The sequence below is a fragment of the Bradyrhizobium sp. T-12 genome (genome assembly GCF_058314695.1).
Map to the genome: position 1 here is coordinate 5,977,332 of NZ_CM177756.1, position 16,628 is coordinate 5,993,959.

The following is a 16,628-nucleotide window of genomic DNA, read 5'->3' on the forward strand; positions in this document are numbered from 1 at the left end:
CACGCCATGAACGTTCTATCTTCCGTCGACACCAAGAAGGCTGAGGCTGCCGAGATCGTGGACGAGCTGTGGTACAAGGACGCCATCATCTATCAGCTCCACGTCAAAGCCTTCGCCGACAGCAACAATGACGGCATCGGCGACTTTGCCGGGCTGACCGAGAAGCTGCCCTATCTGCAGGAGCTCGGCGTCACCGCGCTGTGGCTGTTGCCGTTCTATCCCTCGCCCGGTCGCGACGACGGCTACGACATCGCCGATTACGGCTCGGTCAATCCCGATTTCGGGACGATGAAGGACTTCAAGCGCTTCATCCAGGAAGCGCAGAAGCGGGGCTTGCGCGTCATCACCGAGCTCGTCGTCAATCACACCTCGGACCAGCACAAATGGTTCAAGCGCGCGCGCCGCAGCCATCCCGGTTCGAGCGCCCGCAACTGGTATGTCTGGAGCGACACCGACCAGAAGTACCAGGGCACGCGCATCATCTTCACCGACACGGAAAAGTCGAACTGGACCTGGGATCACGAGGCCGGCGCGTTCTACTGGCACCGCTTCTTCTCGCACCAGCCGGACCTCAATTTCGACAATCCGCGCGTGGTCAGCGCACTGATCCAGGTGATGAAGCGCTGGCTGGATGCCGGCGTCGACGGCTTCCGGTTGGACGCCATCCCCTATCTCTGCGAGCGCGACGGCACCAACAACGAGAACCTTCCCGAGACGCATGCGATCATCAAGCGCCTGCGCCAGGAGCTCGATTCATACTCCAAGGGCAAGTTGCTGCTCGCCGAGGCCAATCAATGGCCGGAAGACGTGCAGGAATATTTCGGCCGTGGCGACGAGTGCCACATGGCCTATCACTTCCCACTGATGCCGCGCATCTACATGGCGATCGCGCAGGAGGACCGTTTTCCGATCACCGACATCCTGCGTCAGACGCCGGACATTCCGGCGAGCTGCCAATGGGCGCTGTTCCTGCGCAATCATGACGAGCTGACGCTCGAGATGGTCACCGACGTCGAGCGCGACTATCTCTGGACCACCTACGCCAACGATCCCCGCGCCCGCATCAATGTCGGCATCCGCCGGCGCCTCGCGCCGCTCATGGACAATGACCGGCGCAAGATCGAGCTGATGAACTCGCTGCTGCTGTCCTTCCCCGGAACGCCGATCATCTATTACGGCGACGAGATCGGGATGGGCGACAACATCTATCTCGGCGACCGCAACGGCGTGCGCACGCCGATGCAGTGGAGCCCGGACCGCAACGGCGGCTTCTCGCGCTGCGACCCCGCCCGCCTCTACGCGCCGCTGATCATGGATCCGGTCTACGGCTACGAATCGGTCAACGTGGAGGCGCAGTCGCGCAGCCTGTCATCGCTGCTCAGCGCCACCAAGCGCCTGATCTCGGTGCGCAAGTCGACGCTCGCCTTCGGCCGCGGCACCATGACCTTCATCCGCCCGGCCAACCGCGCCGTGCTGGCCTATGTCCGGCAGTATCGCGACGAGGTGATCCTGTGCGTCGCCAATCTGTCGCGCGCCGCACAAGCGACCGAGCTCGATTTGTCGCCGTGGAAAGACCGTATCCCGCAGGAGATGCTCGGCCGCACGCGATTCCCCGCGATCGGCGAACTGCCCTACATGATCACGCTGGGGCCCTACGGCTTCTACTGGTTCCAACTTCAGGAGCGCGACAAGTCCGAGCCGGTGACGCCGCGCGCGGTGCCGGAATTCGAGACGCTGGTGGTGCCGGTGAATTCCAACTGGGTGTCACTGGCCCGCGAGCGCGGCGTCTTCGAGCGCGACGTGCTGCCGGGATTCCTGTCGCGGACCCGATGGTATCCCGAGCACAATCCCAAGCAGATCAGGACCACGCTGACGTCGGCGGTACCTTTCAGCGACATCGGTGACAACAGGCCGTGGATTGCTTTCTTCGAGACAGCGCGGGACGACGTTACTACGCGATACGTGCTGCCCATGCAGATCGAGTGGGTGCGCTTCGACCGCGAACGCTTCAACCCAAAGGCGCTCGCCGCCGTCCGCCAGGGCGCGCGCGAGGGCACTCTGCTTGACGTTGCCACCGATCCGATATTCATCGGCCTGTTCTTGCGAGGTCTGTCGCAACACCTGGTCGTGGACGAGAACAATCTGCGGCTGGAATTCAAGGCGACCAGCAAGTTCTCCGACTACACCGTCAAGGAGCCCGAACGTATCCGCGCCATCGAGCAATCGAACAGCACCGCGCTGGTCGACAATCAATACGTCGCCAAGATCTACCGCCGGCTCGAAAGCGGCGTCAGCCCCGAGATCGAGATCGGCCATTATCTCACCGAGGTCGCGCGCTTCGCCAACACGCCGGCGCTGCTCGGCAGCGTCGAGCTGGTCGAGGGCGGACAGCGCAGCGCGCTCGGCGTGCTGCATGCCTATGTCGAGAACCAGGGCGACGGCTGGACCGTGACCACGGGCTATCTCGATCGCTATATCGACGAGCAGCGCGTGTTGTCGGCCGATGAAATGCCGCGCGAGACCCAGGAGCAGGCGCCCTATCTGCATTTCATCGCGCAGATCGGCCGCAGGCTCGCCGAGCTGCACCTCGCTCTCGCCGCAGCCAAGTCCGACGATCTCGCCCCGATGCCGATCGAGACTGCCCAGGTCAAGGCCTGGGTGTCCGACCTCAAAGCGCGGGCCCAGCGGGTTCTGGATCGGCTGGCCGATAGCCGCGATGGCCTGCGGGAGGCGGACCGCCCCCTGATCGACCGCCTCACCGCGATGCGGGCGAGCCTATCCGACGCCCTGAATGCGCTATTGCCTTCGGGGATCGGCGGGTTGAACATCCGTCATCATGGCGACTTCCGTCTCGGGCAAACTCTGATCGTGAAGGACGATATCTTTATCATCGACTTCGACGGCGATCCGCGCCAGCCGCTGGCCGACAAGCGGCGCAAGCTGCCTGCCGCGCGCGACGTCGCCGGCCTGATCCGCTCGATCGATGCTTCGGTCAACGCGGCGCTGGGCCGTGCGCTGACGGGGGTCTCCGACGAGCAGGGCCGGCTTGCAGCCGCGCTCGACGAATGGCGCGAGCGAGCCGCTGCAACCTTCCTGTCCACCTATCGCGAAGCCATGACCGATCGCCGGCTGTGGCCGGAGGACCGGCAGTCCGCGGAAGGCCTGATAAGATTTTTCCTGCTTGATCAGGCCTTCAATGAAGTAGAGTACGAGCTGTCCCACCGGCCTGAGGGGCTCCATGCGCCGCTGACCGGACTGCTTCGCATTCTGTCCAATGAGAGCGAAGCCCATGCCTAAACTGCCTGCCGAGGCCTATGCGATCATCGAGGGCCGCCACTCCGACCCCTTCCACTATCTCGGGCTGCACCCTGAGGGCAGCAGAAGCGTGGTGCGCGCGTTTCTGCCCGAGGCCTCCAACGTCGAGGCGGTCGGCGAACATGGCGAGGTCGCCTCGCTCGACCGCGTGCACGATGCCGGACTGTTCATCGGTGCGCTGCCCAACGGCTCGAAGCACTATCAGCTGCGCGCGAAATTCGGCGGCAACGTCGTCGAGTTCGAGGACGCCTATCGCTTTCCGCCGATCCTGACCGATTTCGACCTCTATCTGCTCGGCGAGGGCACCCACCAGCGCCTTTACGACAAGCTCGGCGCCCATCCGATGCGTCATGAAGGCGTCGACGGCATCGGCTTCGTGGTGCTGGCGCCGAATGCACGGCGCGTATCCGTGGTCGGCGATTTCAATTTCTGGGACGGACGGCGCCATCCCATGCGGGTGCGCGGCGCCGGCTATTGGGAATTGTTCATCCCGCACGCCAAGGCCGGCGATCACTACAAGTTCGAGATCATCGGACCGCATGGCCATCTGTTGCCGCTGAAGTCCGATCCGATGGCGTTTGCGAGCGAAGTCCGTCCGAAGACGGCTTCGATCGTGTTCGACGAGGCGCATCTGCCGCGGCCGCGCCCGTCACCTGACGGCATCAACGCGCTGTCGGCGCCGATGTCGATCTACGAGGTTCATCTCGGCTCATGGCGCCGCAAGAACGGCGATGAATGGCTGACCTATCGCGAGCTGGCCGAGCAGCTGCCGGCGTACGCCCGCGACATGGGCTTTACCCATCTGGAATTCCTGCCCGTCAGCGAGCATCCGTTCGACGGCTCGTGGGGTTATCAGCCGACCGGCCTCTACGCGCCGACCAGCCGCTTCGGAAGCCCTGAGGATTTCGCCGCCCTCGTCGATGCCTGCCACCGCGAGGGCGTCGGCGTGCTGCTCGACTGGGTGCCGGGTCACTTCCCCGACGATCCGCACGGGCTCGGCAGTTTCGACGGCACCGCGCTGTACGAGCACGCCAACCCGCTGCAGGGCCGCCACCTGGACTGGGGCACGCTGATCTACAATTACGGCCGCACCGAAGTGACGAACTTCCTGGTGTCGAACGCGCTGTTCTGGATGGAGCGCTACGCGATCGACGGCCTGCGCGTCGATGCCGTCGCGTCCATGCTCTATCTCGACTATAGCCGGCCACCCGGCGCGTGGATCCCGAACCAGTACGGCGGCCGCGAAAACATCGAGGCGATCAACTTCCTGCGCCGCTTCAACACCGAGGTCTTCGCCCGCTTTCCGCAAGCGACCACGGCTGCCGAAGAATCCACCGCCTGGCCGCAGGTGTCGCGGCCGGTCGAATTCGGCGGGCTCGGCTTCGGCTACAAGTGGAACATGGGCTGGATGCACGACACGCTGAACTACATCAGCAAGGATCCGATCCACCGCAAATACCATCACGACGAGATCCTGTTCGGCCTGCACTACGCGTTCTCGGAAAACTTCATCCTGCCGCTGTCTCATGACGAGGTCGTGCACGGCAAGCGCTCGATTCTCGGCCGCATGCCCGGCGACGAGTGGCAGCGTTTTGCGAATCTGCGCGCCTATTACAGCTTCATGTTCGGCCATCCCGGCAAGAAGCTGCTGTTCATGGGCGCGGAAATCGCGCAGAGCCGCGAATGGAATCACGACCAGTCGCTCGACTGGCACCTGCTCGAATACAAGTACCATTCCGGCACCCAGGCACTGATTCGGGATCTCAACCGGCTCTACCGCGCGGTGCCGGCGCTGCACCAGATGGACTGCGACCCCGCCGGCTTCGAATGGCTGATCACGGACGACGCCGGCCGCAACGTGTTCGCCTGGCTGCGCAAGGGATTCGACGAGCACGCGCGGTGCCTCGTCATCGTCAACTTCTCGCCGAACGTCTATCAGAACTACCGCGTTCGCGTGCCCTTCGGCGGCAAATGGAAGGAAGTGCTCAACTCGGATTCCGCCCATTATGGCGGCAGCAATGTCGGCAATATCGGCGAGGTCCATGCCGAGGGCGGCGAGCTTCGCCTCACCATTCCGCCGCTCGCCGCGATCTTCCTCGTTCCGGAAAGCTGACACATGCGCCTGACTGCTGGATCGCCCGCACGCCTCGGCGCAAGCTGGGACGGACGCGGCACCAATTTCGCGCTGTTCTCCGCCAACGCACAGAAGGTCGAGCTCTGCCTGTTCGACACGCAAGGCCGCCGCGAGCTCGAGCGCATCGAGCTGCCCGAGAAGACCGAGGATGTCTGGCACGGCTATCTCAACGACGTCTCGCCGGGCCAGCTCTACGGCTATCGCGTGCACGGTCCCTACGAGCCCGAGCACGGCCATCGCTTCAATGCCAACAAGCTGCTGCTCGATCCCTATGCCAAGCGGCTCTCCGGACGCCTGGTCTGGAGCGATGCGCATTTTGCCTACCGCACCGGCTCGCCCCGCGAGGACCTGTCCTTCGACCGGCGCGACAACGCGCGTGGCATGCCCAAGGCCGTCGTGGTCGACGAGACCTTCAACTGGGGCCGCCGCGAGATCCGCCCCAACATCCCCTGGGAAGACACGATCATCTACGAGGCTCACGTCAAGGGCCTGACGCAGAAGCGCGACGACGTGCCGCCGAATTTGCGCGGCACCTATGGCGGCCTGTCCTCGCCGGCCATGATCGAGCATCTGAAGAAGCTCGGCGTCACCACGGTCGAGCTGCTGCCGGTGCACAGCTTCGTCGACGACCGCATCCTGGTGGAGAAGAAGCTCGCCAATTACTGGGGTTACAACACGCTGTCCTTCTTCGCGCCCGAGCCGCGCTATGCCCAGGACAACGCGCTCGATTCCTTCCGCACCACGGTGGCACGCCTGCACGATGCCGGCATCGAGGTGATGTTAGATGTCGTCTACAACCACACGGCCGAGGGCAATCACCTCGGCCCGACGCTGTGCTACCGCGGCATCGACAACGCTTCGTATTACTGGCTGAACCGCGAGAATCCCCGCTATTACGACGACTTCACCGGCTGCGGCTCGTCGGTCAACCTGACCCATCCCCGCGTGCTGCAGATGGTGATGGATTCACTTCGCTACTGGGTCGAGGTCTGCCATGTCGACGGCTTCCGCTTCGACCTCGCCACCACGCTGGCGCGCGGACCGAACGGTTTTGACCGCGGCATCTCTTTCCTGACCGCTATCCGGCAGGATCCGGTGCTGGCGACCGTCAAGCTTGTCGCCGAGCCCTGGGATCTCGGCCTCGGCGGTTACCAGGTCGGCGCCTTCCCCTCGCAATGGTCGGAATGGAATGATCGCTATCGCAGCGCCATGCGCCGCTACTGGAGCGGCGAAGGCAGCCTGATCGGCGACATCTCCAGCCGCATGACGGCGTCGTCCGATTTGTTCAACCACGACGGACGGCGGCCGCGCGCCAGCATCAACCACATCACCGTCCATGACGGCTTCACGCTTGCCGACCTCTTCAGCTACAACGAGAAGCACAACGAGGCCAATGGCGAGGAGAACCGCGACGGCTCCAACGACAACCACAGCAACAATTGCGGTGTCGAGGGGCCGACCGACGATCCCCAGATCCTCGGCCTGCGCCGCCAGCTTCGCAAGAATGTGCTGGCCTGCCTGATGCTGGCGCAGGGCGTTCCGCTGATCCTCGCCGGTGACGAGGTCGGCAACTCGCAATCGGGCAACAACAACGCCTACTGCCAGGACAACGAGATCGGCTGGGTCGGCTGGGATAATCTCGGCAAGGAGAGCGACGACATGGTCGATTTCGTCGCCCATCTCGCCGACATCCGCCGCCGGTTCTCGCAGCTTCGCAGTCACCGCTGGCTCGACGGCCGCCCCGCGGACGGTGTGTCCTACGGCGCATTGTGGCTGACGCCTGCCGGCGACGAAATGACGGAGAACGACTGGAAATTCCCGGAGGGACGATTCCTCTCCTATGTGATGGGGCCGATGGAACCGGGTGGCGCCGCGATCTTTATCGTACTGAACGCCGCCCCCGAAGACATCGCATTCAAATTGCCCAAAATGACCGAATACAAGAGCTGGCAGCAGATCCTGAACACGACGGATGCCAAGCTGAATACGATCGACTTCCCGCCCGGAAGCGACAGCAAGGCGCCGCCGCGCTCCGTGCTCGCCTTCGCGGGGGCGCTATGAGGCCGTCCTTCGGGGCGAGGCCGACGAAGGACGGCGTGTCGTTCCGCCTGTGGGCGCCCGCCGCGCGCCGTGTCGACCTTCTGCTCGACCGACGACATGCGATGCAGCGCCGGCAGGATGGCTGGTACGTGGCCGAGATTGCCGGTCTCACCGCCGGCAGCTCCTATAAGTTCAGGATCGACGACGACATCGACGTGCCCGATCCGGCCTCGGCTTTCCAGCCCGACGATGTGTTCGGCCCGAGCGAGGTGATCGATCACGACGCCTTTCCGTGGCGCGCGCGCGATTGGCACGGCCGGCCCTGGGAAGAGACGGTGCTGATCGAGACCCATGTCGGCACCTTCACGTCGAAAGGCACTTACCACGCCATGATCGACAAGCTGGATCATCTCGCCGCAACCGGCATCACCGCGCTGGAGCTGATGCCGCTGGCCGATTTCGCGGGACGCCACGGCTGGGGCTATGACGGCGTGCTGTGGTATGCGCCAGACAGCGCCTATGGCCGCCCGGAAGACCTGAAGACGCTGATCGACGAGGCGCATCTGCGCGGGCTGATGGTGTTCCTCGACGTCGTCTACAATCATTTCGGCCCCGAGGGGAATTATCTCGGCCGCTACGCGCCGGCCTTCTTCACCGATGCGCATACGCCCTGGGGCAGCGCGATCGACTATCGCGTGCCGCAGGTGCGCGCGTTCGCGGTCGAGAATGCACTGTCTTGGCTGACCGATTACCGTTTCGACGGATTGCGGCTGGATGCCGCCAATCACATCATGGCGATCCCCGGCGAGATATCGATGCTGCATGATCTCAGCGCCGCTGTCGGCGAGCTCTCGAAGGCGACGGGTCGGCACATCCATCTCGTGCTCGAGAATGGCGACAACCGCGCTAGCTTGCTCGACGCGGCGCAGGAGCCGCCGAACGGCAGATATCGCGCGCAGTGGAACGACGATTATCACCATGCCTGGCATGTGATGCTGACCGGAGAGCATGCCGGCTATTACGGCGACTACCAGACGCCGCGCATGGACCTCGCACGCGCACTTGCCTCGGGCTTCGTCTATCAGGGCGAGGTTTCGGAGTTCTGGGGCAAGAAGCCGCGCGGCGAGCCGAGCAGTCAGCTGCCACCTGCGACGTTCGTCAATTTCCTGCAAAACCACGACCAGATCGGCAACCGCCCGCTCGGCGACCGGCTCGAAAGCCTGGCATCGCCGCAGCAAATCGAGGCCGCGCTCGCGGTGACCCTGCTCGCGCCGATGGTGCCGATGCTGTTTCAGGGCGAGGAATGGGGCTCGACGGTGCCCTTCCCGTTCTTCTGCGATTTCCAGGGCGGGCTCGCCGATGCCGTCCGCAAGGGGCGCAAGCAGGAATATGCGTGGGCCTACGAGAAATACGGCGACGAGGTGCCCGATCCGCTCGATCCCGCAACGCTGCAATCGGCCGTGCTCGACTGGACCGGCCGCACGCCGCTGCAGGACGCCCGGCTCGCGTTGGTCCGACAGCTGCTTGCGCTGCGTCGCAAGGAGATCGTGCCACGGCTGAGGGGCGCAAGTTTCGGCGAGGCCGAGGCGGCAGACAACGGCCTGCTCACCGCACATTGGCGGATGGGTGACGGCACGGCGCTGCGCCTGACTGCCAATCTCTCGGACAAGGACATCGCGCGTCCCGACGGCGCGACGGGCGCTCCCATCTGGGGCGACGCGAGCGGCGAGCGGCTCGCGCCATGGTCGGTGATCTGGCATCTCGGAGGTTAACATGCCTCCTGCCATTCCGCTCGCGACCTACCGGCTGCAGCTCACCGCGGATTTCGACTTCGACAAGGCCGCCGCCGTCGTGCCTTACCTCAAGGCGCTGGGAATCACGCATCTCTACGCCTCGCCGGTGATGAAGGCGCGCAAGGGCTCGACCCACGGTTACGATACCGTCGATCACAGCCAGTTCAATCCGGAGCTCGGCGGCGAAGCCGGCTTCACACGGCTGAGCGACGCACTCGAGGCGCACGACATCGGCCTCGTCATCGACTTCGTGCCGAACCATGTCGGCGTGCATTTCGCCGACAATCCCTGGTGGCTCGACGTGCTCGAATGGGGCCAGGCCTCGCCGCACGCGGTCTCCTTCGACATCGACTGGGACCTGTTGCCTTACCGCGCGCGCGGCGGCGTACTGCTGCCGATCCTCGGCAAGTCCTACGGCGACGCACTGGAGAGCGGCGAGATCGAGCTGCGCTACGATCCGGACCAGGGCAGCTTCTCCGCCTGGTATTTCGAACATCGCTTGCCGATCGCGCCGGAGCGCTATGGCGAGATCCTGCGCATGACCGTGAAGGAAGCGGAAGCCGCCGAAACGGAGGCCGGCAAACGCCTGCTCTCGCTCGCGGCGCGCTACACCGGACTGCGCCGCCCCAACCGCAAGGAAGCCCCCGCTTTCAAGACCGAGCTCAGGGAGATCGCGGGTGGCGCCGATATCATCGCACGCGGCCTTGCTGCTTATCGTGCCGCCAAGGATCGTCCCGCGCAGACCCTGGCGCTGCATCATCTGCTGGAACGCCAGAACTACAAGCTCGGGCACTGGCGGCTCGCCTCCAGCGATATCAACTACCGCCGCTTCTTCGACGTCAACGGACTTGCGGGCCTGCGTGTCGAGGACGCGACCACTTTCGCCGCCACGCACCGGCTGGTGAAGCAGCTCATCGCTGGCGGCAGGCTTCAGGGCATCCGGCTCGATCACATCGACGGCCTGCGCGATCCCGCGCAATATTGCCAGCGGCTGCGCCGCCTGGTGCGCGATGCGCAAGGAAACACCAAGCCGTTCTACACGGTGATCGAAAAGATCCTGTGCGAGCACGAACGCCTGCCGCACTTCGCCGGCGTTCAGGGCACCACCGGCTATGAATGGATGAACGTCATCACCCAGGTCCTGGTCGACAGCAAGGGCCTGGCGGCGCTGGACGAGACCTGGCGGCAGATCAGCAACCGTTCGCCACAGCTTGCGCCTTACGTCAAGGAGGCCAAGCGGCGCGTGCTGGAGACGCTGCTCACCAGCGAATTCACCGTGCTGACGCGCCTGCTCGCGCGCATCGCGAACGGGCATTATTCGACACGGGATTTCTCCGCGGACAGCCTGCGGCAGGCACTCGAACTCTATGTGCTGCATTTCCCGGTGTATCGCACCTATTTGACCAACAGCGGCCCGACGGCCCCCGACCGCAAGTTGATCGACGACACCATCGCGCGCGCCCGCTCCGAATGGTTCGCCGCGGACGAAGGCATCTTCGATTTCCTGCGCGACGCCCTGACCATGGATCTGCTCAAGCCCGGCCGCCCGCCACACAGCGCCCCGCGCGTGCGCCGCTTCGCGCTGAAGGTGCAGCAATTCACCGGGCCAATGATGGCGAAGTCGCTGGAGGACACCGCGTTCTATCAATTCCACCGGCTGCTCGCCCTGAACGAGGTCGGCGGCGATCCCGCCAGCAGCGGCCTCACCATTCCAGCTTTCCACGAGGCCATGCAGGCCCGCGCCAGGGAATGGCCGCTGGGAATGACGGCGACCGCGACGCATGACACCAAACGCGGCGAGGACGCCCGGGCGCGCATCGCGGGCTTAACCGAAATTCCCGGCGAATGGACCAGCGCGGTTTCGCGCTGGAAGGTGTTGAACGCGCCGCATCTCACGCTCCAGGGCAATTTCCGCGCGCCGTCGGCGACGTTCGAATACATGCTCTACCAGACGCTGCTTGGGGCCTGGCCGCTGCAGGGGCCGATCGATTCCGGCTTCGTCGAGCGCATCCAGGCCTACGCGCTGAAGGCCGCGCGCGAAGGCAAGGAGGAGACGAGCTGGCTCAACCCGCATGAAGCCTATGAGAACGGCATCAAGAGCTTCATCGACAAGATCCTCGATCCCACGCTGTCAGGCGAATTCCTGGAGGCGCTGCAGACGCTGGCCCGGCGCGTGGCGCTGCTGGGCGCGTTCAACGCGTTGAGCCAGCTCACCCTCAAGGCGACGCTGCCCGGCGTGCCCGACTTCTATCAGGGCACCGAGTTCTGGGACCTCTCATTGGTCGATCCCGACAACCGCCGCCCGGTCGATTTTGACGCGCGGCATGCGGCGCTGGGGTCGCTGGACGATCCGGACTGGAACGACCTTAAGAAGAGCTGGCCGGACGGCCTGATCAAGCTGGCCTGGACACGGCGTCTCCTACGGCTGCGCAATGAGCTCGCCGACGTCTTCGCGCAGGGCCACTACCAGCCGCTGGCGGTGCACGGCACACATGCCGACCACGTCATTGCCTTCGCCCGCCGCCACGGCCGCAGCGCGGCGATCGTCGTGGTCGGGCGTCACTTCGCGCCGTTCACGCAAGCGGGCCGGGAATGGCCCGCGCCCGACGGATTCGACGCAACCATCGATATCACGGGCTATGCGGCGGCGGGCTTTGCAGGCAACGAACTGCCGCTCGCGCAGGCCTTCCGCGATTTTCCCGCTTTCGTCATCGAAGCCCGCACGGCAAACGCCGTCAGGCCGGCGCGACCGCGCGCACGCGCCTGAATTACTTTCCGCCGTCCTTGGTCAGCAGCAACTGCCCGCGCTTCTTGATCGTGGCCTGCGCCATCTCGGCGAAGCGCTGCAGCAGCCAGGGCAGCACCACCTCGACCCGAACCTGATCGTCGCCGACATCGACCTTCCCCGTTGCGACCTGCCCCATCGCGCGAATGCGAAAGGCCATGCTGTCGCCGCTCCAGCGCTCCTCCTCCACCTGCATCACGGGAATGCTGGCGGCCGCGCGGCCGAGCCCGGTCTTGAGCCGGCGCACCGCCTCCTCGCGGCCGAGGCGATGCGGGATTGAAACGACAAGCGGTGCTGACATGGCCCTGCCCAAATGACGATTGATCTCAACATAGTCATGCCAAGTACGGCCACAAAGGTTCCATGCAAGTTGATCCTCCCGCCGTGTTTCATCGCGGGAACTTTAAAACCTGCGGCAAGTTGCCCCCGGACAAAGGGACAGGGTGCAACGCCCTTTCTACAATGGGCTGGAGGATTTTTGCATGTCTATCGGTACGATCATTCTGATCATTCTCGTCATCGCCTTGCTCGGCGGCTTCAGCGGCATCGGCGGCGGCCCGTTCTACGGCACCGGCTATTACGGCGGCGGCGGCCTCGGGCTCGTCATCGTCATCCTGCTGATCCTGCTGCTGCTCGGACGGATCTAGCGGCATCCACGATGTCGTAGGGTGGGTTGGCCGCAAGGCATAACCCACCTCTTTGGTTTCCACGGAGGCGGAAGTGGTGGGTTACGCTCAGCGACGGTGCTTCGCGTCGTCGCCGGGCTGACCCACCCTATTTCGCTTTCGCCGCAAGCTTCTTGATCGCGGCCTTGATCGACGTCGCCGCATCATCATAATCCTCCCACGCTTTCGATCGCCCGAGCAGGCCCGGCACGCTACGCACCGTATAGCGCTTCGGGTCGAGATCGCTCTTCACCTGAGCCCAGGTGACAGGCATCGAGACCGTCGCTCCAGCGCGGGCCCGCGGCGACAACGGCGCCACCGCCGTCGACATCCGGTCGTTGCGGAGATAGTCGAGGAAGATCTTCCCCTTGCGAAGTTTCTTGGACATGTTGAGCAGATAGCGCTCGGGATCGTCGTCAGCCATCCACTGGCAGACGCCCTGCGCGAACGCCTTGGCTTCCTTCCAGCTCACCTTGTCGCGCGCGCCGTGAAGCAGCGGCACCACCACGTGCAGGCCCTTGCCGCCCGTGGTCTTGCAGAAGCTCTCCATGCCGACGTCGGCCAGCCGCTGGCGCATGTCCTTGGCCGCCTCCACGACATCGGCGAAGGCGACATCCGGCGCCGGATCGAGGTCGAACACCAGCCGGCCCGGCGTATCATAGGCGTTTGGCGCGCAATTCCAGGGATGCAACTCGACGCCGCCGATCTGCGCGACGGCGGCAAGCCCTTCGACGCGGTCGATCTGCAAATACGGTTTACGATCGCCAGACACCTTGGCCAGTTCGAGCAGGTTCGAGCTGCCCTGCATGGCATGACGCTGAAAGAATGTTTCGCCGTTGATGCCGTCGGGCGCACGCACGATCGAGCACGGGCGCCCCTTCAGATGTTCGATCATCCAGGGGCCGACGGCCTCGAAATAGCGGGCGAGATCAAGCTTCGTCACGCCTTCGCCGTCAGCACCGTCCGGCCACAGCTCCTTGTCCGGCTTGGAGATGACGACGCCCATCACCTCGGCGGTGCCGGTATCTTTCGACCGCTTGGCCGTCTTCGCCACGCGCCTGCCGGCTGTGGGCGCGGCGAGCTCGGTGTCGACGGGCTTCTCCGCCTCCACCTCCTCGGCCGGCTTGTCCTGCCGCAGCCCCTTGAACGCGGCCTGGCGGATATTGCCGTCGGCGGTGAAGCCGGCGAACTCGATCTCGGCGACGAGCTCGGGCTTCAGCCAGTGCACCTCTCGGCTCTTCTTCGGGGCATTCTTGCCGCCGAAGGGGCTTTCCTTGGCTGCCATCGCCTTCAACGACGGCATGATGCGCTTGACCTTGTCGGCGCCGAAGCCGGTGCCGACCATGCCGACGAAAGCGAGATGATCGCCACGCTGCACGCCGGCCATCAGCGAGCGGAATTTGCCATTCGTGGTCTTGTAGCCGCCGATCACCACTTCGTGGCCGGCGCGACATTTCGACTTGACCCAGCTCTCGGTACGTCCCGAACGATAGGGCGCATCCAGCTTCTTCGACACCACGCCTTCGAGCTCGAGCTTGCAGGCCGATTGCAGCACGGCATCGCCGCCGCTCTCGAAATGCTCGACATAGCGGATCTGGCTCGATTTCCGCTTCCGCGCGCCCAGCAATGCCTTCAGCTGCGCCTTGCGTTCGCCGAGCGGCAGCCGCCGGTAATCCTCACCTTCCGCGAACAGCAGGTCGAAGGCAAAGAAGATCAGCTCCTCTGTCTTGCCATCGGACAGCGCAGCCTGAAGCGAGGAGAAATTCGGCGCGCCATTATGGTCGAGCGCAACGATCTCGCCGTCGATCATCACGTCCGGCAGCGTGGCTGCCTCCTTGGCGATGGCGCCGAACTTGCCGGTCCAGTCGAGACCCTTGCGCGTCTTCAACGTCGCTTCGCCGTCCTCGACCCGCAGCTGCACGCGATAGCCGTCGAACTTGATCTCATGGCACCAGCCGTCTCCGGCCGGCGGCCGCTCGACCAACGTGCAGAGTTGCGGCGCCACGAAGTCCGGCATCTTGGCGACCTTCGTCGCATTCGTCGCTGTAGTGGCCTTTTTCTTTGCAGCCCTGCTCTTCGGGAACTTGGTCTTGGCGCTCTTGCCGGCCTTCAACGCCGCACGCGGTGCCGGCTTGACCGTTCGCCCCTTCGTCTCCTCGGCACGGTTGGACTGCCAGACCGCGTCAGCCTTGGTTTTGGCGCCCTTCGCCAGCATGAACGGCTTTGGCGCGCGTCCCTTGCCTTCGGCAATCTGGTCCATCGCACGGCCGGAGGCGACCGACTTGTCCTCGTCGAGAATGTCGTTGTCCTTGCCCTCGCGGGCATGTTCGTCGCGATGCTTGATCAGCAGCCAGTTGGTGCGCTTTTCGCCACCACGGTTGCGCATGCGCACCAAGACCCAGCTGCCCTGCAGCTTGTCGCCATGCAGGGTGAACTTCAGATCGCCCTTCTTGAAGCCGGCCTCTGGATCGTCCGATTCCCAGGTGCCGCGGTCCCACAGCATCACCGTGCCGCCGCCATACTGCCCTTCCGGAATCGTACCTTCGAAATCGCCATAGTCGAGCGGGTGGTCCTCCACCTCGACCGCCAGGCGCTTGTCGTGGGGATCGAGCGAGGGCCCCCTCGTCACGGCCCAAGACTTGAACACGCCGTCGAATTCAAGCCGGAGGTCGTAGTGCAGTCGTGATGCATCGTGCTTCTGGATGACGAAGCGCCGCTGCTTCGACGGCGCCACTGCGGACTTGCCCGACGGCTCGGGTGTCTTCTCGAAGTCGCGCTTCTGTCGGTAAGTGGAGAGTTTTTGCAGCACGAGCAGTCCCGCTTTTCTTCCGAGGATTCAAGCCTAACACGGCCAAAGTCCCATCCGGAACCAAAACCCTGTGGGAGGGTTGGGGTTCCAAAATGCCTTTGAAAACGCTGGAGAATGGAATGGCCCCGCGCGCCTATTGGAAGGGAACGTTGAAGCTGTCGCTGGTCAGCTGTCCGGTCGTGCTTTACCCGGCGACCACGGCGGCCGAGAAGACGCGGTTTCACCTGATCAATCGCGAAACCGGCAATCGGCTCAAGCAGCAGATGATCGATTCCGAGACCGGCGACGTCGTCGAGAGCGACCAGAAGGGCCGCGGCTATGAACTGCGCAAAGGCAAATATGTCGAGATCGAGCCGGAGGAGCTCGAGGCGGTCCAGATCGAGAGCAATCACACCATCGACATCGAGAGCTTCGTGCCGAGCGAGGAGATCGACCAGCGCTACCTCAACCATCCCTATTACATTGCGCCCGACGGCAAGGCCGCGGTCGACGCCTTCGCGGTGATCCGCGACGCCATGAAGGACCAGGACCGCGTGGCGCTCGCCAAGATCGTGCTCACCAACCGCGAGCACATGATCGCGATCGAACCGCTCGGCAAGGGCCTGCTCGGCACCACGCTGCGCTTCCCTTACGAGCTGCGCGACGAGGACCAGTTCTTCGACGACATCAAGAGCCCGAAGATCAGCAAGGACATGGTCGAGCTCGCCGGCCACATCCTCCACACCAAGGCCGCGCATTTCGACCCCGGCAAATTCAAGGACGACTATGAGACCGCGCTGAAGGCGCTGGTCAAACGCAAGGCCAGCGGCAAGAAGATCGAGCTGCCCGAGCCCGAGGAGCGGCCGAGCAACGTCGTCAGCCTGATGGACGCCCTGAAGCAGAGCCTGAAGGGCCGCGGCGGGAAGAAGACGACGGCGAAGTCTCACGCGCGGCGGACGTCCGGGCGGCAACGCGCCGCGCGAAAGACGCACCGGTCGACCGCGCGGCAGAGGAAGGCGGGATAGCTCGCCATTCCGGCAATGCGAAGCATCGAACCCGGAATCCATCATGCCGAATGCGCCGAGCGGAGAAATGGATTCCGGGCTCG

Annotated in this window: 9 protein-coding genes; 7 read left to right on the plus strand and 2 right to left on the minus strand. The window is 64.4% G+C overall.

Annotation, left to right across the window (positions count from 1 at the left end; genetic code table 11):
* The first annotated feature begins 6 nt into the window (after positions 1-6).
* Genes treS through treY form a run of 5 tightly spaced genes read left to right on the plus strand, consistent with a single transcriptional unit; the run spans position 7 to position 12,049 of the window.
* Positions 7-3,297, plus strand: a complete 3,291-nt coding sequence (treS, locus tag AC0WRY_RS28520; protein WP_491121996.1) for a maltose alpha-D-glucosyltransferase — start codon at positions 7-9, stop codon at positions 3,295-3,297.
* The gene (glgB, locus tag AC0WRY_RS28525) at positions 3,290-5,428 is read left to right on the plus strand and encodes a 1,4-alpha-glucan branching protein GlgB (protein WP_212067243.1); all 2,139 of its coding nucleotides are present in this window, start codon (positions 3,290-3,292) and stop codon (positions 5,426-5,428) included. The genes treS and glgB overlap by 8 nt, the downstream gene beginning before the upstream one ends.
* Before the next feature lie 3 nt (positions 5,429-5,431).
* Positions 5,432-7,510 (plus strand): glycogen debranching protein GlgX, encoded by a 2,079-nt coding sequence (gene glgX, locus AC0WRY_RS28530; protein WP_259216870.1) that lies wholly within the window; start codon positions 5,432-5,434, stop codon positions 7,508-7,510.
* Entirely contained in the window at positions 7,507-9,261 is a 1,755-nt protein-coding gene (treZ, locus tag AC0WRY_RS28535; RefSeq protein ID WP_491121999.1) for a malto-oligosyltrehalose trehalohydrolase, read from the plus strand. The genes glgX and treZ overlap by 4 nt, the downstream gene beginning before the upstream one ends.
* Before the next feature lies 1 nt (position 9,262).
* Complete coding sequence (gene treY / locus AC0WRY_RS28540) at positions 9,263-12,049, plus strand: malto-oligosyltrehalose synthase (protein ID WP_491122001.1); 2,787 nt, start codon at positions 9,263-9,265, stop codon at positions 12,047-12,049.
* A 1-nt stretch (position 12,050) separates the two neighbouring features.
* Here treY and AC0WRY_RS28545 read toward each other — a convergent pair whose 3' ends face one another.
* Positions 12,051-12,368: a polyhydroxyalkanoic acid system family protein gene (locus AC0WRY_RS28545; protein ID WP_194404086.1), complete on the minus strand. Its 318-nt coding sequence runs from the start codon at positions 12,366-12,368 to the stop codon at positions 12,051-12,053.
* 181 nt (positions 12,369-12,549) lie between these two features.
* Between AC0WRY_RS28545 and AC0WRY_RS28550 the strand changes: the two genes are divergently transcribed.
* Positions 12,550-12,714: a DUF3309 family protein gene (locus tag AC0WRY_RS28550; protein WP_007595743.1), complete on the plus strand. Its 165-nt coding sequence runs from the start codon at positions 12,550-12,552 to the stop codon at positions 12,712-12,714.
* A 127-nt stretch (positions 12,715-12,841) separates the two neighbouring features.
* On the opposite strand, the gene ligD is transcribed toward AC0WRY_RS28550, so the two are convergent.
* Positions 12,842-15,541 (minus strand): DNA ligase D, encoded by a 2,700-nt coding sequence (gene ligD, locus AC0WRY_RS28555; protein ID WP_491122010.1) that lies wholly within the window; start codon positions 15,539-15,541, stop codon positions 12,842-12,844.
* A 119-nt stretch (positions 15,542-15,660) separates the two neighbouring features.
* On the opposite strand from ligD, the gene ku reads away from it, so the two are divergent.
* Positions 15,661-16,545, plus strand: coding sequence for a non-homologous end joining protein Ku (ku, locus tag AC0WRY_RS28560; RefSeq protein WP_194404088.1), 885 nt, complete (start codon positions 15,661-15,663; stop codon positions 16,543-16,545).
* Positions 16,546-16,628: the final 83 nt, after the last annotated feature.

Bases quoted from the DNA above. Each gene is read 5' to 3' on its own strand.
- glgX (WP_259216870.1), top strand. From the start codon at position 5,432: ATGCGCCTGACTGCTGGATCGCCCGCACGCCTCGGCGCAAGCTGGGAC.
- AC0WRY_RS28545 (WP_194404086.1), bottom strand. From the start codon at position 12,368: ATGTCAGCACCGCTTGTCGTTTCAATCCCGCATCGCCTCGGCCGCGAG.
- treY (WP_491122001.1), top strand. From the start codon at position 9,263: ATGCCTCCTGCCATTCCGCTCGCGACCTACCGGCTGCAGCTCACCGCG.
- treS (WP_491121996.1), top strand. From the start codon at position 7: ATGAACGTTCTATCTTCCGTCGACACCAAGAAGGCTGAGGCTGCCGAG.
- AC0WRY_RS28550 (WP_007595743.1), top strand. From the start codon at position 12,550: ATGTCTATCGGTACGATCATTCTGATCATTCTCGTCATCGCCTTGCTC.
- treZ (WP_491121999.1), top strand. From the start codon at position 7,507: ATGAGGCCGTCCTTCGGGGCGAGGCCGACGAAGGACGGCGTGTCGTTC.
- glgB (WP_212067243.1), top strand. From the start codon at position 3,290: ATGCCTAAACTGCCTGCCGAGGCCTATGCGATCATCGAGGGCCGCCAC.
- ku (WP_194404088.1), top strand. From the start codon at position 15,661: ATGGCCCCGCGCGCCTATTGGAAGGGAACGTTGAAGCTGTCGCTGGTC.